Source organism: Azospirillum agricola (assembly GCF_017876095.1).
GTDB classification, from domain to species: Bacteria; Pseudomonadota; Alphaproteobacteria; order Azospirillales; family Azospirillaceae; genus Azospirillum; species Azospirillum agricola.
In genome coordinates this window covers 357,025-377,124 of record NZ_JAGINM010000005.1, presented here as the reverse complement: position 1 = coordinate 377,124, position 20,100 = coordinate 357,025, and the positions used below count along the sequence as shown (strand labels likewise).

17 protein-coding genes are annotated in these 20,100 nt (G+C 72.9%); 9 read left to right on the top strand and 8 right to left on the bottom strand.

What is annotated here, in order from left to right:
- Positions 1 to 101: 101 nt before the first annotated feature.
- The 8 genes from J2847_RS10110 to J2847_RS10075 all read left to right on the top strand — a co-directional run bounded on the left by J2847_RS10110 (position 102) and on the right by J2847_RS10075 (position 9,284).
- Positions 102 to 1,055, top strand: coding sequence for a ChuX/HutX family heme-like substrate-binding protein (locus J2847_RS10110; RefSeq protein ID WP_209778855.1), 954 nt, complete (start codon positions 102 to 104; stop codon positions 1,053 to 1,055).
- 43 nt (positions 1,056 to 1,098) lie between these two features.
- Positions 1,099 to 1,956, top strand: a complete 858-nt coding sequence (locus J2847_RS10105) for a heme/hemin ABC transporter substrate-binding protein (RefSeq protein WP_233474404.1) — start codon at positions 1,099 to 1,101, stop codon at positions 1,954 to 1,956.
- Entirely contained in the window at positions 1,953 to 3,038 is a 1,086-nt protein-coding gene (locus J2847_RS10100) for a FecCD family ABC transporter permease (protein WP_209778853.1), read from the top strand. The genes J2847_RS10105 and J2847_RS10100 overlap by 4 nt, the downstream gene beginning before the upstream one ends.
- An 11-nt stretch (positions 3,039 to 3,049) precedes the next feature.
- Positions 3,050 to 3,853 carry an ATP-binding cassette domain-containing protein gene (locus J2847_RS10095; protein ID WP_233474403.1) on the top strand — a complete coding sequence of 268 codons (804 nt, stop codon included), beginning with the start codon at positions 3,050 to 3,052 and terminating at the stop codon, positions 3,851 to 3,853.
- A gap of 102 nt (positions 3,854 to 3,955) precedes the next feature.
- Complete coding sequence (locus J2847_RS10090; protein WP_209778851.1) at positions 3,956 to 4,624, top strand: response regulator transcription factor; 669 nt, start codon at positions 3,956 to 3,958, stop codon at positions 4,622 to 4,624.
- Complete coding sequence (locus J2847_RS10085) at positions 4,611 to 6,110, top strand: ATP-binding protein (protein WP_209778850.1); 1,500 nt, start codon at positions 4,611 to 4,613, stop codon at positions 6,108 to 6,110. The genes J2847_RS10090 and J2847_RS10085 overlap by 14 nt, the downstream gene beginning before the upstream one ends.
- Before the next feature lie 116 nt (positions 6,111 to 6,226).
- A complete protein-coding gene (hutX, locus tag J2847_RS10080) occupies positions 6,227 to 6,793 on the top strand; it encodes a heme utilization cystosolic carrier protein HutX (protein WP_209778849.1) in 567 nt (188 codons plus the stop codon).
- Positions 6,794 to 6,953: 160 nt separating this feature from the next.
- Positions 6,954 to 9,284 carry a TonB-dependent hemoglobin/transferrin/lactoferrin family receptor gene (locus tag J2847_RS10075; protein ID WP_209778848.1) on the top strand — a complete coding sequence of 777 codons (2,331 nt, stop codon included), beginning with the start codon at positions 6,954 to 6,956 and terminating at the stop codon, positions 9,282 to 9,284.
- 60 nt (positions 9,285 to 9,344) lie between these two features.
- On the opposite strand, the gene J2847_RS10070 is transcribed toward J2847_RS10075, so the two are convergent.
- The gene (locus J2847_RS10070) at positions 9,345 to 10,184 is read right to left on the bottom strand and encodes a 2-keto-4-pentenoate hydratase (RefSeq protein ID WP_209778847.1); all 840 of its coding nucleotides are present in this window, start codon (positions 10,182 to 10,184) and stop codon (positions 9,345 to 9,347) included.
- Between the two features lie 172 nt (positions 10,185 to 10,356).
- Between J2847_RS10070 and J2847_RS10065 the strand changes: the two genes are divergently transcribed.
- Positions 10,357 to 11,646, top strand: coding sequence for an acetylornithine deacetylase/succinyl-diaminopimelate desuccinylase family protein (locus tag J2847_RS10065; protein ID WP_209778846.1), 1,290 nt, complete (start codon positions 10,357 to 10,359; stop codon positions 11,644 to 11,646).
- A 34-nt stretch (positions 11,647 to 11,680) separates the two neighbouring features.
- Here J2847_RS10065 and J2847_RS10060 read toward each other — a convergent pair whose 3' ends face one another.
- From J2847_RS10060 to J2847_RS10030, 7 genes are read right to left on the bottom strand one after another with little or no spacing between them, the layout of a single operon-like run.
- Positions 11,681 to 12,364, bottom strand: a complete 684-nt coding sequence (locus J2847_RS10060; RefSeq protein ID WP_209778900.1) for a response regulator — start codon at positions 12,362 to 12,364, stop codon at positions 11,681 to 11,683.
- Between the two features lie 11 nt (positions 12,365 to 12,375).
- A complete protein-coding gene (locus tag J2847_RS10055; protein ID WP_209778845.1) occupies positions 12,376 to 15,177 on the bottom strand; it encodes a sensor histidine kinase in 2,802 nt (933 codons plus the stop codon).
- A gap of 57 nt (positions 15,178 to 15,234) precedes the next feature.
- Positions 15,235 to 15,843 (bottom strand): potassium-transporting ATPase subunit KdpC, encoded by a 609-nt coding sequence (gene kdpC, locus J2847_RS10050; protein WP_209778844.1) that lies wholly within the window; start codon positions 15,841 to 15,843, stop codon positions 15,235 to 15,237.
- Positions 15,844 to 15,857: 14 nt separating this feature from the next.
- On the bottom strand, positions 15,858 to 18,008 hold the full coding sequence (gene kdpB / locus J2847_RS10045; protein WP_209778843.1) for a potassium-transporting ATPase subunit KdpB: 2,151 nt from the start codon (positions 18,006 to 18,008) through the stop codon (positions 15,858 to 15,860).
- Between the two features lie 14 nt (positions 18,009 to 18,022).
- On the bottom strand, positions 18,023 to 19,732 hold the full coding sequence (kdpA, locus tag J2847_RS10040; RefSeq protein WP_209778842.1) for a potassium-transporting ATPase subunit KdpA: 1,710 nt from the start codon (positions 19,730 to 19,732) through the stop codon (positions 18,023 to 18,025).
- A gap of 12 nt (positions 19,733 to 19,744) precedes the next feature.
- A complete protein-coding gene (locus J2847_RS10035) occupies positions 19,745 to 19,834 on the bottom strand; it encodes a K(+)-transporting ATPase subunit F (RefSeq protein ID WP_085553336.1) in 90 nt (29 codons plus the stop codon).
- 10 nt (positions 19,835 to 19,844) lie between these two features.
- Complete coding sequence (locus tag J2847_RS10030) at positions 19,845 to 20,015, bottom strand: hypothetical protein (protein ID WP_209778841.1); 171 nt, start codon at positions 20,013 to 20,015, stop codon at positions 19,845 to 19,847.
- Between the last annotated feature and the right edge of the window lie 85 nt (positions 20,016 to 20,100).

The following is a 20,100-nucleotide window of genomic DNA, read 5'->3' as shown; positions in this document are numbered from 1 at the left end:
GGCTTGTCAATGATAATGCGTATCATGATCATTTGGGGGAGTTCACGCCGGCCCCCCGCGGCACCCGGCCGGCACCGATCCACACGCCAAGGATTCCCCCGATGCCCGATACCCGTCCGACGCCCGCCACTTCCGCAACGGATTGCGTCCGCCTCGCCGTCGACTGGAGCGAGGCCCTGCCGCGCCTGGAGGCGCTGGGGCCGGTCCGCGTGGTCACCACCAACGCCGCCATGGTGCATGAGAAGGAGGGGACGTTCGGCAACGTGTCGGTCATGGGCCACGCCGTCATCGTGCTGAACCGCGACGTCGATCTGCGCGTCTTCCCCAAGCATTGGGAGCAGACCGTCCACGACGTCGCCGCCGACGCGATCCGCGTCCATGACCGGCTGGGCCGCCCGGTCCACGCCATCCACCGCACCGCCGGGACCGACGCCGACGCCTGGAACGCCTTCCTGGCGGAGCATCGCGCGGCGGTTCCCGCTTCCGGGGCCGTCGCCGAGGCTGCCCCCGAGGCCGTCCCCGAGGCCGCTCCCGAGGCGACCGACGACGCGGCGATCGACGTGCCCGGCCTGCGCTCGGCCTGGGCGGCGATGACGGACGTCCACGAGTTCCACGGGATGCTCAGGCGCTTCGGCGCCGGCCGCCTCCAGGCGATGCGGCTGGCCGGGGGCGAGTTCGCCCGCGAGCTGCCGCTGACGGCGGTGACGGAGCTGCTGGAGGCCGCGCGCGACCGCAGGCTCGACATCATGGTCTTCGCCGGGAACGCCGGCTGCATCCAGATCCACACCGGAACCATCGGCACCCTCGTCGGCGAAGGGAGCGAGCTGCGCATCGAGGATCCGGACTTCCGCCTGCGCTGCGACCTGACGCGGCTGGCGAGCGCCTGGGTGGTCCACAAGCCGACCGACAAGGGCGGCATCACCACCGTCGAGCTGTACGACGACCGGGGCGAGAACGCCGCCATCCTGTGCGGCCAGCGCGACGAGGACAAGCCGGAGCGGGCCGAGTGGCGGGCGCTGGCGCGTTCGCTGCCCGCCGTCGCGGCGGCGGCCTGACGGGCCGGCCGTCATGACGGTGACGACAGGGCTCCTTCGCCCCTTGCGCCGCCTCGTCCTCCTGGCCGCCGTCGCCGGAGGGCTTCTCCCCGGCGCGGCGGCGGCGGAGGCGATGCGGCTGATCACCATCGGCGCGCCGGTGACGGAGCTGGCCTTCGCGCTCGGCGCCGGCGATTCGGTGGTCGGGCGGGACACGGTCAGCCGCTATCCGGCCGAGGCCGCCGCCCGGCCCGACGCCGGCTACATGCGCGCCCTGTCGGCGGAGGGGATGATCTCCCTGTCGCCGACCCATGTGGTGGCGGTCGAGGGGGCCGGGCCGCAGACCGCCTTCGACCAGCTCCGCGCGATGGGCGTGACGGTGACGATGATCCCGGAGGCGGCCGACCGCGCCGGCCTGTCCGGCAAGATCGCCGCCGTCGCCCGCGCGCTCGGCCGCGAGGCGGAGGGCGCGCGGCTGGCGGCGGCGGTCGAGGCGCGGCTCTCCGATCTCGCCGCCGTCGTCGGGACGGCGCGCGCGGAGCGGAAGGGCGCTCCCCCCCTGCGCGTGCTGTGCCTGGTCGGCGGCGGGCCGGGCGGCATGCTGGCGGCCGGTCGCGGCACCGTGCCCGACACGCTGATCGCCATGGCCGGCGCCGGCAACGCGCTGGCGGGCGAGCGCGACTATGTTCCCCTGTCGGCGGAGGGCGCCCTGGCGGCGGAGCCCGACCTGCTGCTGGTCAGCCGCTCGCTGATCGACCGGTCGGGCGGGGTGGACGGCCTGCTCGGCCTGCCGCAGCTCGCCCTGACTCCGGTGGCGAGGACGCGCCGGGTGGTGGTGGTGGATGGCGCGATCCTGGTCGGGCTCGGTCCCCGCACGGGCGACGCGGTTGCCGCGCTGGTCAGCGAGCAGGGGGTGAAATGAGCCTGAGCCTGTCGGTCGGCGTCGCCCCGGGGCCGGGACGGCGCGCGCTGATGCCCGCCCTCGCCCTGCTGGCGGTCGCGGCGGCCGTCGCGACGCTGGTGGCGCTGTCCACCGGCAGCGTCGCGCTGCCGCTCGACCGCACGCTGTCGCACCTCGCCCAGGCCGTCGGCCTGCCGGGCACGCCGCTGCCGGCCCGCGACGCGGCGGTGCTGACCACGCTGCGCCTGCCGCGCGTCCTGCTGGCGGCGGCGGTCGGCGTGACGCTCGCCGTGGCGGGGGCCTCGCTCCAGGCGATCTTCCGCAACCCGCTGGCCGATCCGGGGCTGGTCGGCGTGTCCAGCGGCGCCGCCTGCGCCGGCTCGGCGACGATGATCCTCGGGGTGTCGGGCCTCGGCCTCGCCGCCACCGGGCTGTCGCTCGCCACCCTGCTGCCGGCGATGGCCTTTCTCGGCGCGCTGGTGGCGACCCTGCTGATCCTCGGGCTGGCGCGGAGCGACGGGCGCTGCTCGGCCACCGGCATGCTGCTGGCCGGCATCGCCGTCAACGCGCTGGGCGCCACCGGCATCGGGCTGTGCAGCTATCTCGGCGACGACCAGGCGCTGCGCCAGATGACCTTCTGGATGATGGGCGGCTTCGGCGCCGCCGCCTGGGGGCAGATCGGGCCGGCGCTGGTCCTGATGGCCGGGGCGACGGCGGCGCTGATGGCCAACGCCCGGCGGCTCGACCTCTACGCGCTGGGCGAGCGCGACGCCTTCCTGCTCGGGCTGGATCCCCACCGCTTCGCCACGCGCACCGTGCTGCTGGTGGCGCTGGGCGTCGGGGCGGCGGTCGCCGTCTCCGGCCTGATCGGCTTCGTCGGTCTGGTGGTGCCGCACATGGTCCGGCTGTGGCTGGGGCCGGTCCACCGCCGGCTGCTGCCGGCCGTGGCGCTGGCCGGGGCGACGCTGCTGATCCTGGCCGACACCGCCGCGCGCAGCATCGCCGCCCCGGCCGAAGTGCCGGTCGGGCTGCTGCTGGGGGCCGTCGGCGCCCCGGTCTTCCTGTGGCTGCTGCGGTCGCGGGCCGGTCGGGCGATCCTATGAGGGAATCGGACATGCTGCACGCCGAGGAGGTTTCCGTCACCGCCGGGCGCGCCCGTCTGGTCGAGGGGCTGTCGGTCGCGCTGCGGCCGGGCCGGATGCTGGCGATCCTCGGCCCCAACGGCGCCGGCAAGTCGACGCTGCTGTCCCTGCTGTCGGGCGAGCGGCGGCCGACCCTCGGCCGGGTCCGGCTGGACGGGCGCGACCTGCACGCGCTGCCGCCCGGCCGGCTCGCCCGCCGCCGGGCGCTGGTGACGCAGCACCCGGCCGCCGGCTTCGCCTTCTCCGTCGATGAGGCGATGACGCTGGCCACCGAGATCGTCCCGGCCGGCGCGGCGGAGCGGCGGCGGCTGATCGACGAGAGCCTGCGGGCGGCCGGCGCCGAGGGGCTGCGCGACCGCCTGCTGCCCCAGCTTTCGGGCGGCGAGCGCCAGCGTGTCGCCTTCGCCCGCGCGCTCGCCCAGCTCGCCGCCGGCCGGCGGACCGTCGAGGTCGGCGGCGCGCCCTATCTGCTGCTCGACGAGCCGACCGCCAGCCTCGACCCGGCGCACCAGCATCACCTGCTGGGCGCGGCGCGGTCCTGGGTGGAGCGGGTGGGGGGCGGCTGCGCCGTCGTGCTGCACGACCTGTCGCTGGCCGCCCGCTACTGCGACGACGGCCTGCTGCTGGCCGGCGGACGGGAGGCCTGGAGCGGCGCCATGGCCGATCTGCCCGTGCCGGTGCTGGAGCGGGTGTTCGGCACGCGCTTCGCCCGGCTGCCGCTGCCGGACGCGGGCGGCTGGGTCTTCGCCGCCACCGGGCAGGGGGTGGGGGGCTGACCCGGCAAGGGTCCGGCGCCCCGCGCCAGCCGAGCGGACTGGACGGCGGGTATGCGATTAATTATCAATAGCAGTTGATTTCCCAAGGCAAGGAGAAGCGCGTTGCGCGTTCTGGTCGTCGAGGACGATGCGGCCGTCAGTTACTGGATCGGGGCGAAGCTCAACGGGTCCGGCCACGCCTGCCGCTTCGCCGGGGACGGCGAGGGTGCCCTGCGCCTGCTGGCCGAGGAGGCCTTCGACGTCGTGGTGCTCGACCGCATGCTGCCGACGCTGGACGGCATGGAGGTGCTGAAGCGCCTTCACGGCACCCGCCACCCGCCGGTGCTGGTGCTGTCGGCGCTCGACGAGACGTCCGACCGGGTGGCCGGGCTGCGCGCCGGGGCCGACGATTACCTGGGCAAGCCCTTCGACTTCGCCGAGCTGCTGGTGCGGCTGGAGCATCTGGCCCGCCGCCACGGCCGCGCGGCGGCCCCCGGCGACGTGCTGACGGTGAGCGATCTGGTGATGGACGTGCCCGAGCGGCGCGTGACCCGGCGCGGCGTGGCGATCGATCTCACCGACAAGGAGTTCAAGCTGCTCCACATCCTGATGAGCAATCCGGGGCAGACCGTCACCCGCAACATGCTGCTGGAGAAGGCCTGGGGCTATGGATTCAACCCGCAGACCAATCTGGTCGAGGTGCATGTCTTCAAGCTGCGCGGCAAGATCGACAAGGATTTCGACCCGCCGCTGCTGCGCACGATCCGGGCCATCGGCTATGCGCTGGGATAGCGGGCCGGGCGGAAGCAGGCTGGCCGGCGGCGGGCTGGCCGGCAATCGGCCGGGCCGGCGGCGGCGCTGGCGGACGCGGGTCCGCACCCTGCTCGACACCCGCAGCTTCCGCCAGACGATGACGGTCGGCGCGGTGTTCGTCGTCGTCACCGCCGGGGCGGTGCTGTGGAGCCGGACCCTGCTGGTCGATCTGGTCAAGGACCACGTCACCGAACTGCTCCAGCGCGACGTCGAGACCCAGCGCCAGTTCGGCGGCCTCGCCGCCGCCCCCGCGCTGGCCGATCAGGTCCGCTACCGCGAGCGGCTCGAACCGGAGACGCCGCGCAAGCGGCTGGTCCTCGACGGCCAGGGCCGCCTGCTGCACGGCGAGGCGGGCGAGGCCGGGCGGCTGCTCGCCGCGCTGTCCTGCGACCCGGCCCGCCTGACCGCCTGCGCGACCGGCCGGATCGACCGGCGGGGCGACGGCGGGACGCTCCAGGCGCTGGTGGTGCCGCTGGGCGACGGCGGGCGCTTCGTCAGCGCCTACGACATCCAGCCCATGCTGGAACAGGTGAAGGCGGTGCCGCTGGTGGCCGGCGTCGGCGTGCTGGTCTTCCTGCTGACCAGCGTGTCGTTCGGCGTCCATTTCAGCTCCGGCACGCTGCGGCGGGTGGACGCCATCGCCGAGGCGCTGGCCTCCTACGCCGGCGGCGACCGCAACCGGCGCATCGCCATCGGCCCGGCCGACGACGAGTTCGCCAGCCTGGGCCGCGAGATCAACCGCACGCTGGACCGCGTGAACCGGCTGGTCGAGGAGGTGTCGAGCGTGTCGAGCAGCATCGCCCACGAGCTGCGCACGCCGCTGACCCACCTGCACAACCGGCTGGCGACCATCGCCGAGGGCTGCGCCGACGAGCCCTTGCGCCGCGAGCTGGAGGAGGGGATCGAGGAGACGCGCCGCATCCAGCGCCTCTTCCGCGCCATCATGCGGCTCGGCGAGATCGAGACGGCCCGCTGCTCGATGAGCATGGAGCCGCTGGACGCGGCGGCGCTGCTGGAGGAGATCCGCGAATCCTACCTGCCGCTGGCGGAGGAGGGCGGGATCGCCCTGACCGTCGCCGCGCACCCGGCGCCGCGCCTGCGCGGCGACCGCACCCTGCTGTTCCAGGCCGTCGCCAATCTGGTGGACAACGCCCTGAAATACGCGGCCGACGGCGGGGCGGTCACGCTGAGCGCCCGGATCCGCGACGGGTGGGAGGAGCTGTGCGTCGCCGACCGGGGGCGGGGGCTGTCGCCGGGGCAGCGGGCGCTGGCCGTCCAGCGCTTCTTCCGGTTCGACCCGTCCGGCACGGTGCCGGGGCACGGGCTGGGCCTCGCCATCGTGCGCGCCATCGCCACGCTGCACGGCGGCGGGCTGCTGTTGGAGGACAACGGGCCGGGCCTGCTCGCGGTGATCCGGCTGGGGCGCCACGCCGACCGTCCGCCGCCGCTTCATGACGCAAAATGAAGCGGCCTTAAGGGAAGCGGCGTTGAAGTCAAACGCGATTGCGACTTAATCTCATAAAAGCCATGGGTGAGCCGGCCGCTCCCCTTCGCCTTCCCCCTTCCAGTCCGGACCCTCCCATGACCGACGCCCAGATCGACGCCGCTGCCGCCGCTGCCGTGACCGACGACGGGGGAGGCGACCGCCTCGCCGCCCTGCGCGCCCGCCTTGCCGCCGAGCCCGGCGGCGTGCTGGAGGCCGTGGCGGCGGACAGCGGCGTCAGCCTGCGCACCGTGGTCGCGTGCCTGCCCGAGGATTTCCGCGCCTTCGCCCCCGGCTCGCAAGCCGAGGCGGCGATGGCCGACATCGCCGACTGGGGCGTCGTCACCGTGCTGGTCCACAGCGCCGATCTGGTGCTGGAGTGCAAGGGGCCGCTGCCGCGCGGCAGCTTCGGGCGCGGCTTCTACAATCTGGCCGGCGGCAGCCCGATCGGCGGCCACATCCGGCTCGACCGCTGCGCCGCCGTCGCCTTCGTCCGCCGCCCCTTCATGGGCAGCGGCGACAGCTGCGCCGTGATCTTCCTCAACGGCGACGGCGAGGCGATGTTCAAGATCTTCGTCGGCCGCGACGGGAAGCGGCAATTGCTGGCCGATCAGGTGGAGCGCTTCGCCGCGCTGAAGTCCCGGCTGTGCGCGCCCGCCGCCTGAGGCGGTCCGGGGCTGGACGATCCGCCGGAAAGGCACGCCGTCGCGGCGCGCCTTTCCGGCCTTGAATTGCGAATAATAATCAATATCGACACTGGCGTCGTCGTGCCGGCGGCCTTCCAACGCACGGCGCGACCCAGAAAAAAAAGGCGAAGGAGAGACCATGACGACCGAATCCCTCACTCCCCCGCGCCGCCACGCCCGCGCGTCGGCGCGGACCGGCTCCGGCTGGCTGCGCCGGGCGCTGTGGCTGTCGGCGTCGGCGCTGACGCTGGCGGCGCCGCAGGCGATGGCCCAGACCGCGCCTGCCCAGACCGTGCCTGCCCAGACCGCCCAGAAGCCGGCGCCGGTGACGATCCTCGACGCGGTGACGGTCTACAGCGACCGTGGCGAGCGGCGGGTCGACGAGTCCACGGCGACGATCTCGGTCATCGGGGAGGAGGAGATCGAGAGGCGCGGCCTGCACCGTCTCCAGGATCTGCCGCGCTACGAGCCGGGCGTCACGGTCAGCAACTCCCCGGCCCGCGCCGGCGCCGGCGGCTTCGCCATCCGCGGCATCACCAACAACCGCATCCTGATGCAGGTCGACGGCACGCGCCTGCCCGAAAGCCCGGCGTCGGCCGGGCCGTCGGCGGGCTACAACCGCGACATCGTCGATTTCGACGCGCTCAAGCAGGTCGAGATCGTGCGCGGCCCGTCCTCGGCGCTGCACGGCTCCGACGCGCTGGGCGGCGTCGTCAGCTACGTCACCAAGGATCCGGCCGACTATCTGCGTCCCGGCAAGGATTACTTCGCCTCGCTGAAGGGCGCCTACGACAGCGTCGATTCGTCCTTCTCCGAGACGGGGACGGCGGCGATGCGGTCGGGCGACTTCTCGATCCTCGGCGTCTTCACCCGGCGCGACGGCAAGGAGTACAAGTCCAGGGACGGCGGCTTCCGCAACCCGCAGGATTACGAGGGCAACAACGCGCTCGCCAAGCTGGTCTGGGACCACGGCCCCGACAGGATCACGATCACCGGCGAGTATTTCCAGCGCGACACCGACACCACCCTGCGCAACGACGTCGGCGGCGCGGCCAGCTACATCTTCTCGATGGCCCCGCCGCGCATCACGCGCGGAACCATCGCGGGATCCGCCAGCGACGACGAGGCGCGGCGCTGGCGCATCAGCCTCGACCACGCCCACGACGCGCCCGTCGGCTTCATCGACCACATCGACTGGCGCGCCTACGCCACCGGCTTCGACCGCCGGGAGAACCGCACCCGCAACAGCGCCGTCGCGACCTCGACCAACACGCTGTTCCCGGCGCGCTCGACCCTGCGCGAGGAGACGCGCAACGAGTCCGAGCAGGTCATCCTGGGCGCCGCCGTGAATTTCCGGTCGGACGCGACGCTGTTCGGGCTGCCGAACCGCATCTCCTACGGGCTGAGCACCGACTACATCCAGACCGAGCGCCTGCGCGACGTCACGCTGACCAACGGCGCGACCGGCGCCACCGCCAAGAGCTACAACGGCGACAGCTACCCCAGCCGCACCTTCCCCAACACCGGCACGCTGATGGTCGGCGGCTATGTCCAGGACGAGATCACCATCGACCGGCTGCGCCTGGTGCCGGCCCTGCGGCTCGACTATTACCGGATGAACCCGGAGGTGGACGCCGCCTATCTGGCCGCCAACAGCTCGTCCGCCCCGGCCAAGCTCGACAAGCTGGCGCTGTCGCCCAAGTTCGGCGTCACCTACGAGCTGACCCGCGAATATTCGGTGTTCGGCCAGTACGCCCACGGCTTCCGCGCGCCGCCCTACGACGACGCCAACCTCGGCTTCTCGAACCCGACCTACGGCTACGAGGTGCTGCCCAACCCCAACCTCCAGCCGGAGACCAGCAACGGCGTCGAGGCGGGCGTGCGCGGCAAGTTCGGCGACCGGTCGAGCTTCCAGGTCTCGGGATACTACAACCGCTACAAGAACTTCATCGCGCAGCGGTCGGTCGGCACCAGCGGCGGCGGCCTGCTGCGCTACCAGTCGCAGAACGTCGCCAACGTCGAGATCTTCGGCGTCGAGGGCAAGGGCGAGTGGCGCTTCCGGCCGGGCTGGGCGCTGTTCGGCGCGGCGGCCTTCGCGCGCGGCTTCGACATCGACGGCGGCACCGCGATCGACGAGGTTGCGCCGCTCACCGTCAACGCCGGCCTGTCCTACAGCGCGCCGGAGGATCTGTGGGGCGCCCGGATCGTCGCCACCCACGCGATGGCGAAGAAGGACGACGACGTCAGCAGCCCGGCCTACCTGAAGGCGCCCTCCGCCACCACGGTCGATCTGGCGGCCTACGTCAACCCGACCGAGCACCTGTCGCTCGGCGCCTCGGTCAACAACCTGTTCGACAAGGAATATTACAATTACATCAACGTCGTCGGCGTGTCGCAGACCGCCGCCGACCGCCGCCGCTACCTGGAGGCCGGGCGCTCCTTCCTGGTCCACGCCACCGTGAAGTGGTGACGTGACGTGGTGACGGAACCGGCCGCCGCGTCGCCGGGGCGGCCGGGCCTTCCGTCCCGGTCAGGCCACCGCGGAGGCCGCGACGGCGGTGCCGCTCATCGGCTCCTGGCCGGTGAAGGTGACGCGGGCCTGCTGGCCGATGGCGATGGCGTGCACGCCGCTCAGCGCGCCGGTCGACACCCATTGCCCGGCCTTCAGCGGCCGGCCGAGCCGGGCCGCCATGCCGAGCGCGAAGGCGACCGCCGAGGCGACGCCGCCGGGGATGTTGGCGGCGCTGCCGACGCCGACGCTCTGGCCGTCGATCACGACCTCCGAGCGCAGGGCGTCGAGCCCGTCGACGCCGCCCGGAAGCTCGGGGCCGACGACGAGGCCGAGGTTGTTGCCGAAGGTCGAGGCGGCGGCGGTCGGCCCCAGCCTGGTGACGGTCGACAGCGGGCTGCCGGCGACCTCGATCCCGGCGTGGACGGCGGCGATGAAGGCGCCGGCCTCGGTCGCCGTGTAGTCCAGCTTGTCGGCCGGGGCGTCGGCGGCGACGCGGACGACGAACTCGGCCTCGACCGCGCCGAAGCCGCCGGGGATCAGCGCGAAGGACAGCTCGCCCTCGCCCGCGCGGGCGACCGTGCCGGCGAAGACCGGGCCGATGAAGCGGCGGGCGCCCAGCGTCTCCTCCAGCGCCGGCGGCACGAGGGCGACCTTCCAGCCGGCCAGCCGGTCGTTCCAGGCGGCGGTGGCCGCCATCTGGATGGCGTAGGCGGACGACAGATCCTCCGGCAGCGGGCCGGGGAAATCGTCGAACCCGACCGCCGAGCGGCGTCCGGCGACGAAACGGGCGGCGGCGTCGGCGATGGCCGACGCGTCGAGCGCCGGACGGTCGAGTCCGACGGGATGCGTCACGGTCATCTTGTGTGCTCCAGGAATGAGGGTCGGAGAATCATGATCGGCGGACTGTAGCGGCGCCGGCCGCCGGGCGGAAGCCTTCGCCGCCCTCCCATGACCGGAAGGATGACCGGAAGGCTGGACGAACGGGCGGGGAGGGTGGACACTTGGCGGGACCGATCGTCCGGGAGACGCCATGCCGCCCCACGCCCCTTCCGCCAGCGCCGACGCCCTGTTCCGCCGCATCGAGGACCGCCGCGACGATCTGGTGGCGCTGACCCGCGACCTCATCCGCGTGCCCACCGTCAACCCGCCGGGCGACGCCTACGCCGATTGCGCCGAGCTGATCGGCCGGCGCCTCGCCGCGCGCGGATTCGCGGTGGAGTATGTGCGGGCGGTGGGTGCCGCCGGCGACAGCGACCGCTACCCGCGCACCAACGTCGTCGCCCGCGTCGAGGGCGGGCGGCCCGGACCCTGCGTGCATTTCAACGGCCACATCGACGTGGTGCCGCCCGGCCAGGGCTGGACGGTCGATCCCTTCGAGGGGGTGGTGCGCGATGGGCGGGTCTACGGGCGCGGCGCCTGCGACATGAAGGGCGGCATCGCCGCCTCCATCGTCGCGGTCGAGGCGCTGCTCGACGAGGGGCTGCTGCCGGCGGGAGCCATCGAGATCTCCGGGACGGTGGACGAGGAGTCCGGCGGCTTCGGCGGGGTCGGGCATCTGGCGACGCTCGGCTATTTCTCCAAGCCGCGCGTCGACCACGTCATCATCCCGGAGCCGCTGAACGTCGACCGCGTCTGCGTCGGCCATCGCGGCGTCTGGTGGGCGGAGATCGAGACCAGGGGGCGCGTCGCCCACGGCTCCATGCCCTTCCTCGGCAACTGCGCGGTGCGCCACATGGGCGCCGTCCTGCACCGCATCGAGGAGGAGTTGATCCCCCGCCTCGCCGGCCGGCAAACCGCCATGCCGGTGGTGCCGGAGGGGGCGCGGCGATCGACCATCAACATCAACGCCATCCACGGCGGCCAGCGCGACGACCATGACGGGCTGCCGAGCCCGATGGTGCCCGACCGCTGCCGCATGGTGATCGACCGCCGCTATCTGATCGAGGAGGATCCCGAGGCGGTGCGTGGCGAGATCGTCGCCATCCTGGAGGATCTGCGCGCCCGCCGCCCCGGCTTCGACTACGGCCTGCGCGAGGTGCTGGCCTTCCTGCCGACGATGACCGACGCCGACGCGCCGGTGGTGCGGGCGGTGGCCGGCGCCATCGAGACGGTGCTCGGCCGCCCGGCCGAACGGGTGGTGTCGCCCGGCACCTACGACCAGAAGCATGTCGTGCGGATCGGCCATCTGAAGGACTGCATCGCCTACGGCCCCGGCATCCTCGACCTCGCGCACCAGCCCGACGAGTATGTCGGCATCGACGACATGGAGCGCTCGGCCAAGGTGATGGCGCTGGCGACGCTGGAGCTGCTGCGCGGGTAGGGGCGGGATCCGTTGGAGCGGCCGGCCGGCGCTCTCAGTCCGGCGCGCGCAGGCGGTAGCCGACCCCGGTCTCGGTCAGGATGTGGTGGGGGCGCTCGGGATCGGGCTCGATCTTCTGGCGGAGCTGGCGGATGTAGATGCGCAGATACTGGACGTCGGTGTCGGCGCCCCAGACCTCCTTGAGGATGAAGCGGTGGGTCAGCACCTTGCCGGCGTGCGCCACCAGGAGGCGCAGCAGGTCGTACTCGCGCGGCGACAGCTTCACCTCCGTCCCTTGCACCGTCACGATCCGCCGCACCAGATCGACCGCCAGGGCGCCGCTGCGGAACAGCGGCCGCTCGCCCTGCCGTTGCAGCCGGTGGCGCAGGGCGGCGCGGATGCGCGCCAGCAGCTCGTCCATCCCGAAGGGCTTGGTCACGTAGTCGTCGGCGCCGAGGTCGAGCGCCTCGACCTTGCCGGCCTCGTCCGCCCGGCTCGACAGCACGATGACCGGCAGGGAGGCGCCGCCGTCGCGCAGCCGCCGGATCACCTCCAGCCCGTCGAGGCCGGGCAGCCCGAGGTCGAGGACCAGCACGTCGGGGGGCCTCCGCCGCACCTCCTCCAGCGCCGCGCCGCCGTCCTCGGCCTCGGCGACCTCGTAGCCCTGGGCGGTCAGGCTGGTGCGCAGGAAGCGCCGGATCGGCGGCTCGTCGTCGACGACCAGGACACGCAGCGGCATGCTTTCCGACTTCACGGCTCCATCTCCCCGTCCCGGCCCGGTTCCACGCCCGACTCCAGCCCCGGCATCGCGGCGGCCTCGGGAAGGAGCAGCGTGAAGACGGCGCCCGCGCGGTCCGCGCGGTTGCCGGCGGTGACGCGTCCCCCCATCGCCTCGACGAAGCCCCGGCAGATCGACAGGCCCAGCCCGGTGCCGGCCCGCTGCCGGTCCTGGGCGTGGACACGGTAGAACTTGTCGAAGATGCGGTCGAGATCCTGTTCGGGAATCCCGTTCCCCTCGTCGAGCACCTCGATGCGCACGCGCCCCTCCCCCTCCCGCCGCGCCCGCACCGTGATCAGCGACCCGGCCGGGGCGTATTTGCCGGCGTTGTCCAGCAGGTTGAACAGCGCCTGCTCGAACAGCACGGCGTCGACCTCGACCATCGGCAGATCGGCGGCGAGATCGAGCGCCACCCGGTGCCCGGCCAGGATGCGCCGCACCCGCTCCAGCGCGCTGCCGACCAGCTCGGCGAGGTCGACCGCGCCGGCGCGCGGCCGGACCGCGCCGGATTCCAGCCGGGTCATGTCCAGCAGGTTGGCGATGAAGCGGTTCAGCCGCTCCGCCTCCTCCTGGATCGTCGCGGTCAGCTCCGTGCGGGCGGCCTCGTCCAGCATGGGGCCGTAGCTGTTGAGGCTGGTGGCCGAGCCGAGGATGGAGGCGAGCGGAGTCCGCAGATCGTGCGAGATCGAGGTCAGCAGCGCCGAGCGCAGCCGCTCGGTCTCCGCCGCCAGCCTGGCGCGGTCGACGGCCTCGGCCAGCGTCACCCGCTCGATCGCCAGGGCGGCCTGGTCGATCAGCGCGTCGAGCAGGCGGCGCTGGTCGGGGCTCAGGAGACCGCCGCCCTTCCCGCCGCCCTTTCCGTCCCCGGTGTCGATGCCGACGACGGCGACCGGGCCGCGCCCGGTGCGCATCGGCAGGAACAGCCATTGGGCGCCGGGCAGCGTGTCGGCCCCGCGCCCGGTCGCCCGGTTGTTCTCCCAGGCCCAGACCGCCGCTCCCAGATCGGCCTCCGCGAGGACGTCCTCCGGCGGGTAGCCGGCGCGCACCGCCAGGCCGCCGCCCTCCTCCGGCAGCAGCAGCACGACATGCACCTTCAGCATCGCGGCGATCTGGTAGGCGGTGGCCCACAGCAGATCGTCCATGGTGACGACGCCGGCCAGCTTGCGGCTGAACAGGTAGAGATCCTCCGTCGTCCGCGCCCGCGCCCGCGCCGTCACCGCCTGGGCGCGCACGCGGGCGGTCAGGTTGCTGGCGATGGCCGCCACCACCGCGAAGAAGAACAGCGCGACGATGTTCTCCGGATCGGAGACGTCGAGGGTGTAGAGCGGCGGCAGGAAGAAGTAGTTGAAGGCCAGCACGCTGACGACGCTGGCGTAGAGCGACGGCCCCAGCCCGCCGGTGACGGCGCTCGCCAGCACGGCGGTGAGGAAGACCAGCGCCATGTTGTTCAGCGCCATCGCCCGTTGCAGCAGCTCGCCGACCCCCAGCGCCGCCGCCACGTAGCCGGTGCTGGCGGCGTAGGGCCACCACGCGAAGGGGCGCCGCCGCGCCTCGGCGGTCCGGACGGTCTTGGGCGGAATCGGTTCGGCGGAGTCGCCGGCGATGACGTGGACGCTGATGTCGCCGGCCTTGCGGATCAGGCTGTGCGCCACCGACCCGCGCAGCCGCTCCGACCAGCGCGGGCGGTCCGATCTGGCGATGACGATGTGGGTGACGTTGTTGGCGAGCGCGTGCTCGATGACGGTGTCGGCGACGTCGCGTCCCGGCAGCGTCACCGCCTCGCCGCCCAGCCGCTCGACCAGCCGCAGCGTGTCGGCGATGCGGTCGCGCTCGGCCTCGGTCAGGCGCAGCGCGCGGCTCGTCTCGACATGGATGGCCCCCCAGCGGGCGCGCAGCCGCTCGGCCTGCCGGCGGGCGTAGCGGACCAGCGCGGCGCCGGCGGCGTCCTCGTTGACGCAGACCAGCAGCCGCTCGCCGGCCGCCCAGGGGCCGGCGATGGCGTGCGCCTGCATGTGGGTGAGCAGCTGCTCGTCGACGCGCTCGGCGGTGCGGCGCAGCGCCAGCTCGCGCAGCGCGGTGAGGTTGCCGGGGGAGAAGTAATGGCGGATCGCCCGTTCCGCCGTGCGCGGGAGATAGATCTTGCCCTGTTGCAGGCGCTGGATCAGGTCGTCGGGGGCGATGTCGACGACCTCGATGTCGTCGGCGCGGTCGAGGATCGAATCGGGCACCGTCTCGCGCACGCGGACGCGGGTGATCTTGGCGACGACGTCGTTCAGGCTTTCGACATGCTGGATGTTCAGCGTGCTGTAGACGTCGATGCCGGCGGCCAGCAGCTCCTCGACGTCGAGGTAGCGCTTGGCGTGCCGGCTGCCGGGGGCGTTGGTGTGGGCCAGCTCGTCGACCAGGGCGACCGCCGGCCGGCGGGCGAGGATGGCGTCGAGATCCATCTCGTCCAGCGCGTGGCCCCTGTGGTCGGCGCGGCGGCGCGGGATCGTCTCCAGCCCGGCGAGCAGCGCCTCGGTCTCGCGGCGCCCGTGGGTCTCGACCACGCCGATCACGATGTCGATGCCCTCGGCGGCCTTGGCGCGGGCGGTTTGCAGCATCTCGAAGGTCTTGCCGACGCCGGGGGCGGCGCCGAGGAAGATCTTGAGCCGGCCGCGCTCCTCCCGCGCCGCCTGACGCAGCAGGGCGTCCGGCGACGGCCGGCCGCCGCGCTGGCCGGGCCGGGGGGTGGCCCGGGGGGCGGGGTGGGGGGCGGGGCGGTCCCCGGTCATCGCGTCGTTCCCATCCGCGTCCTTCCATCGATGCCGGCATCCGGCTCCCACGCCCTGCTAGCGCCCCCCGGCGGCCTTGTCGAGGGCAAGGTTGAGCGCCAGGACGTTGACCGTCGGCTCGCCCAGGAAGCCGAGCGCGCGCGGCGCCGTGTTGGCGGCGACGAGACCGCGCACCGCCGCCTCGGTCATGCCGCGCGCCCGCGCGACGCGCGGCACCTGGAAGTCGGCGGCGGCGGGCGACAGGTGCGGGTCGAGGCCGCTGCCCGAGGCCGTCACCAGCTCCACCGGGACCGGAACGCCGGGATTCTCCGCCCTCAGCCGTTCGGCCTCGGCCTGGACCCGCTCGGCCAGCGCCCTGGAGGTCGGGCCGAGGTTGGAGCCGCCGGAGTTCGCGGCGTTGTAGGGCTGCGGCACGGTCCTGGACGGATCCGCCGGGTCGGGGCCGCCGGTCGCCGACGGGCGCGGCTGGAAGTAGCGCTCGCCCGTGAAGGGCTGGCCGATCAGGTCCGACCCGACCACGGCGCTGCCGCGCTCGACCGGGCTGCCGTTCGCCTGATGGGGAAACACCGCCTGGGCGACGCCGGTGACGGCCAGCGGGTAGGCGAGGCCGGTGAGGACCGTCAGGGCGGCGGTCATGACCAGGGCCGGACGCAGTTCCTTCAGCATGATGTCCGTTTTCCTTAAACGAGGCCGGCGGCGGTGACGAGCATATCGATCGCCTTGATGCCGGCGAAGGGCACCGCCAGGCCGCCCAGCCCGTAGATCAGCAGGTTGCGGCGCAGCAGGGACGCCGCCCCGACCGCGCGGTAGCGGACGCCGCGCAGCGCCAGCGGGATCAGCGCGACGATGACCAGCGCGTTGAAGATGATCGCCGACAGGATGGCGCTCTCCGGGCTGGCCAGCCCCATGACGTTCAGCGCGCCGAGCTGCGGGTAGAAGGCGAGGAACATCGCCGGGATGATGGCGAAGTACTTCGCCACGTCGTTGGCGATGGAGAAGGTGGTCAGGGCGCCGCGCGTCATCAGCAGCTGCTTGCCGATCTCGACGATCTCGATCAGCTTGGTCGGGTCGCTGTCGAGATCGACCATGTTGCCGGCCTCGCGCGCCGCCATGGTGCCGCTGTTCATCGCCACCCCGACGTCGGCCTGGGCGAGCGCGGGGGCGTCGTTGGTGCCGTCGCCGCACATGGCGACCAGCTTGCCCTTCGCCTGCTCGTCGCGGATGAGCTGGAGCTTGGCCTCCGGCGTCGCCTGCGCCAGGAAATCGTCGACCCCGGCCTCGGCGGCGATGGCGGCGGCGGTCATCGGGTTGTCGCCGGTGATCATCACCGTGCGGATGCCCATCTGGCGCAGCGCCGCGAAACGCTCGCGGATGCCGCCCTTGACGATGTCCTTCAGGTGGATGACGCCGAGCAGCCGGCCGTCCTGGGCGACCGCCAGCGGCGTGCCGCCGGCCTTGGCGACCCGCTCGGCGATGGCGAGAAGCTCGCGCTCGGCCGGGTCGGCGGCGGTCGCCGTCCGCGTCGCCGCCCCCCGGCCGGCGACGGCCAGCCGGCCGCCCTCCCCCCGGGATCGGTCGCGCGCCCCGACATGCTCCAGCACCGCGTCCACGGCGCCCTTGCGGATCACCGTCCCGTCGGTGTCGATGCCGCTGAGCCGGGTCTGGGCGGTGAAGGGGACGAAGCGCGCGTGCATCTCGGCCATGTCGCGGGCGCGGATGCCGTATTTTTCCTTGGCCAGCACGGTGATCGAGCGGCCCTCCGGCGTCTCGTCGGCCAGCGAGGCGAGCTGGGCGGAATCGGCGAGGTCGCGCTCGGTCACGCCGGCCAGCGGCAGGAACTCGGTCGCCTGCCGGTTGCCGAGCGTGATGGTGCCGGTCTTGTCGAGCAGCAGCGTGTCGACGTCGCCCGCCGCCTCCACCGCGCGGCCCGACATGGCCAGCACGTTGAAGCGGACCAGCCGGTCCATGCCGGCGATGCCGATGGCCGAGAGCAGCGCGCCGATGGTGGTCGGGATCAGCGTGACGAACAGCGCCACCAGCACCAGCACGCCGACCGAGCCGCCGGCGTAGGCCGCGAAGCTGGGGATGGTCGCCACCGCGATGACGAAGATGATCGTCATGCCGGCCAGCAGGATGTTCAGCGCGATCTCGTTCGGCGTCTTCTGGCGCCGGGCGCCCTCGACCAGCGAAATCATGCGGTCGAGGAAGGTCGAGCCGGGGGCCGCCGTGATCCGCACCTTGATGCGGTCGGAGATCACCTGGGTGCCGCCGGTGACGGCCGAGCGGTCGCCGCCGCTCTCGCGGATGACGGGCGCGGATTCGCCGGTGATGGCGGCCTCGTTGACCGAGGCGACGCCCTCCACCACCTCGCCGTCGGACGGGATGAGGTCGCCGGCCTCGACCAGCACCACGTCGCCCGGCTTCAGGCGGGTGGCGGGAACGAACTGGGCCACCGTGCCGTCGGGGCCGAGCAGGCGGGCGCTGGTCTCGGTCCGGGTCTTGCGCAGGCTGGCGGCCTGGGCCTTGCCGCGCCCCTCGGCCACCGCCTCGGCGAAGTTGGCGAAGAGCAGGGTGAACCACAGCCACAGGACGATCTGCGCGCCGAAGCCGACGGTGCCGGCCCCGGTCGCGACGTCGCGCAGCAGCAGGACGGTGGTCAGGGCGGCGACCGCCTCGACGCAGAACATCACCGGGTTGCGCACCATCAGGCGCGGGTCGAGCTTGCGGAAGGACTGGCCCACCGCCGGGCCGAGGATGGCCGGGTCGAGCAGCGTGCCCGCCTGCGTCCGGCCGGCTTTCCCGGTTCCGGTTTTCTTGGAAATGGCTTCCATGGGAATGGTCCCGATCAGAAGAGGGTGCCGGCGGCCATCGCGAGATGCTCGACGATGGGGCCGAGGGCGAGCGCCGGGAAGAAGGTGAGGCCGCCGACGATCAGGATGACGCCGACCAGCAGCCCGACGAACAGCCCGTCATGGGTGGGGAAGGTGCCGGCCGAGGCGGGGGCCCGCGTCTTGGCCGCCAGCGATCCGGCGATGGCCAGCATCGGCACGATCACCAGGAAGCGGCCGACCAGCATGCCGACGGCCAGCGTCAGGTTGTACCAGAGCGTGTCGGCGCCCAGCCCCGCGAAGGCGCTGCCGTTGTTGGCGGCGGCCGAGACGTAGGCGTAGAGCGCCTCCGAATAGCCGTGCGGGCCGGCGTTGGCCATCGAGGCGGTGCCGGTGTCGGTCGCCACCGCCAGGGCGGTGAAGCCCAGCATCATGACCGGCAGGCAGAGCACGGCGAGCATGGTCATCTTGACCTCCTTCGCCTCCAGCTTCTTGCCGAGATACTCGGGCGTGCGGCCGACCATCAGCCCGGCGACGAACAGCGCGACGATGGCGAACAGCAGCATGCCGTAGAGGCCGGCGCCGACGCCGCCGACGATGATCTCGCCCAGCATCATGTTGACCATCGGCACCATGCCGCCCAGCGGCATGAAGCTGTCGTGCATGGCGTTGACCGCGCCGCAGGAGGCCGCCGTCGTCACCACCGCGAACAGGGCGGAGGCGGCGACGCCGAAGCGGGTCTCCTTGCCCTCCATGTTGCCGGCCGAGCCATCGACGCCGAAACCGGCGAAGGCCGGGTTGCCCTGGGCCTCGGCCCAGTAGCAGACGGCGACGCCGGCGACGAACAGCAGGCCCATGGCGGCGAGGATAGCCCAGCCCTGGCGCTCGTCGCCGACCATGCGGCCGAAGACGTTGGTCAGCGCGGCGCCGATCGCGAAGATCGCCAGCGTCTGCACGAGGTTGGTCAGCGCGTTCGGATTCTCGAAGGGATGCGCCGAGTTGGCGTTGAAGAAGCCGCCGCCGTTGGTGCCCAGCATCTTGATCGCCTCCTGCGAGGCGACGGGGCCGAGGGAGATGGTCTGCCGCGCCCCTTCCAGCGTGGTGGCGTCCACGGCGCCGGCCAGCGTCTGCGGCACGCCCTGCCAGACCAGGAACAGCGCGATCGGGAGCGCCAGCGGCAGCAGGACGTGGAGGGTGGCGCGGGTCAGGTCGACCCAGAAATTGCCGACCGTGCGGGCGGACGTGCGGGCGAAGCCGCGCACCAGCGCCATGGCCAGCGCGATGCCGGTGGCGGCGGAGACGAAGTTCTGCACCGTCAGCCCGGCCATCTGCACGAGATGGCCCATGGTGCTCTCGCCGCCGTAGCTCTGCCAGTTGGTGTTGGTGGTGAAGCTGGCGGCGGTGTTGAAGGCGAGGTCGGCGGGCACCGCCGCCATGCCCTGCGGGTTCAGCGGCAGCAGCCCCTGGACCCGTTGCAGGGCGTAGAGCAGCAGCATCCCGGCCGCGCTGAACAGCAGCATGGAGACGGCGTAGGTCGTCCAATGCTGCTCGGCCTTGGCGTCGACGCCGGCCAGACGGTAGAGGCCGCGCTCGACCGGGCCGAGCAGGGGCGACAGGAACGTGCGCTCGCCGTTGAAGGTCTTGGTCATGAAGCCGCCGAGCGGGCGCGCCATGGCGGCCACCAGCGCGATGAAGACGAGGATCTGAATCCAGCCGTTGACGGTCATCGGGGTCTCTCCTCAGAACCGTTCGGGGCGGATCAGGGCGTAGACCAGATAGGCCAGCAGGCCGGCGGTCACGAGACCGGCCAGCGCGTAGTCGAGGATCATGGCCGTCTCCTCACAGCCGGTCGCAGGCGTGGACATAGGCGATCGACCCGGCGAAGAAGCCGGCGGTCAGCGCCAGGACGAGGATGTCGAGCATGGTTCGTCTCCGGTATGCGCGTTCCCACGCGGTCGCGCGCGGAATCGCGAGGCAGGCCGGACCGGCCCCCGCGCCCCGTGTGGTCACGGAGCGGGAGATCGGTCCGGCCTGCCGACGATGCGCCGGAGGTGCGTATAGATTCGAGGAGGGGCGGAAGGCCGCCGGCGTATGG

Excerpts from the sequence above, each read along its gene's own strand:
- J2847_RS10095 (WP_233474403.1), top strand. The coding sequence starts at position 3,050 with ATGCTGCACGCCGAGGAGGTTTCCGTCACCGCCGGGCGCGCCCGTCTG.
- J2847_RS10065 (WP_209778846.1), top strand. The coding sequence starts at position 10,357 with ATGCCGCCCCACGCCCCTTCCGCCAGCGCCGACGCCCTGTTCCGCCGC.
- J2847_RS10100 (WP_209778853.1), top strand. The coding sequence starts at position 1,953 with ATGAGCCTGAGCCTGTCGGTCGGCGTCGCCCCGGGGCCGGGACGGCGC.
- kdpC (WP_209778844.1), bottom strand. The coding sequence starts at position 15,843 with ATGCTGAAGGAACTGCGTCCGGCCCTGGTCATGACCGCCGCCCTGACG.
- J2847_RS10110 (WP_209778855.1), top strand. The coding sequence starts at position 102 with ATGCCCGATACCCGTCCGACGCCCGCCACTTCCGCAACGGATTGCGTC.
- J2847_RS10070 (WP_209778847.1), bottom strand. The coding sequence starts at position 10,184 with ATGACCGTGACGCATCCCGTCGGACTCGACCGTCCGGCGCTCGACGCG.
- J2847_RS10035 (WP_085553336.1), bottom strand. The coding sequence starts at position 19,834 with ATGATCCTCGACTACGCGCTGGCCGGTCTCGTGACCGCCGGCCTGCTG.
- J2847_RS10060 (WP_209778900.1), bottom strand. The coding sequence starts at position 12,364 with ATGCCGCTGCGTGTCCTGGTCGTCGACGACGAGCCGCCGATCCGGCGC.
- J2847_RS10075 (WP_209778848.1), top strand. The coding sequence starts at position 6,954 with ATGACGACCGAATCCCTCACTCCCCCGCGCCGCCACGCCCGCGCGTCG.
- J2847_RS10085 (WP_209778850.1), top strand. The coding sequence starts at position 4,611 with ATGCGCTGGGATAGCGGGCCGGGCGGAAGCAGGCTGGCCGGCGGCGGG.
- kdpA (WP_209778842.1), bottom strand. The coding sequence starts at position 19,732 with ATGACCGTCAACGGCTGGATTCAGATCCTCGTCTTCATCGCGCTGGTG.
- J2847_RS10055 (WP_209778845.1), bottom strand. The coding sequence starts at position 15,177 with ATGACCGGGGACCGCCCCGCCCCCCACCCCGCCCCCCGGGCCACCCCC.
- hutX (WP_209778849.1), top strand. The coding sequence starts at position 6,227 with ATGACCGACGCCCAGATCGACGCCGCTGCCGCCGCTGCCGTGACCGAC.
- kdpB (WP_209778843.1), bottom strand. The coding sequence starts at position 18,008 with ATGGAAGCCATTTCCAAGAAAACCGGAACCGGGAAAGCCGGCCGGACG.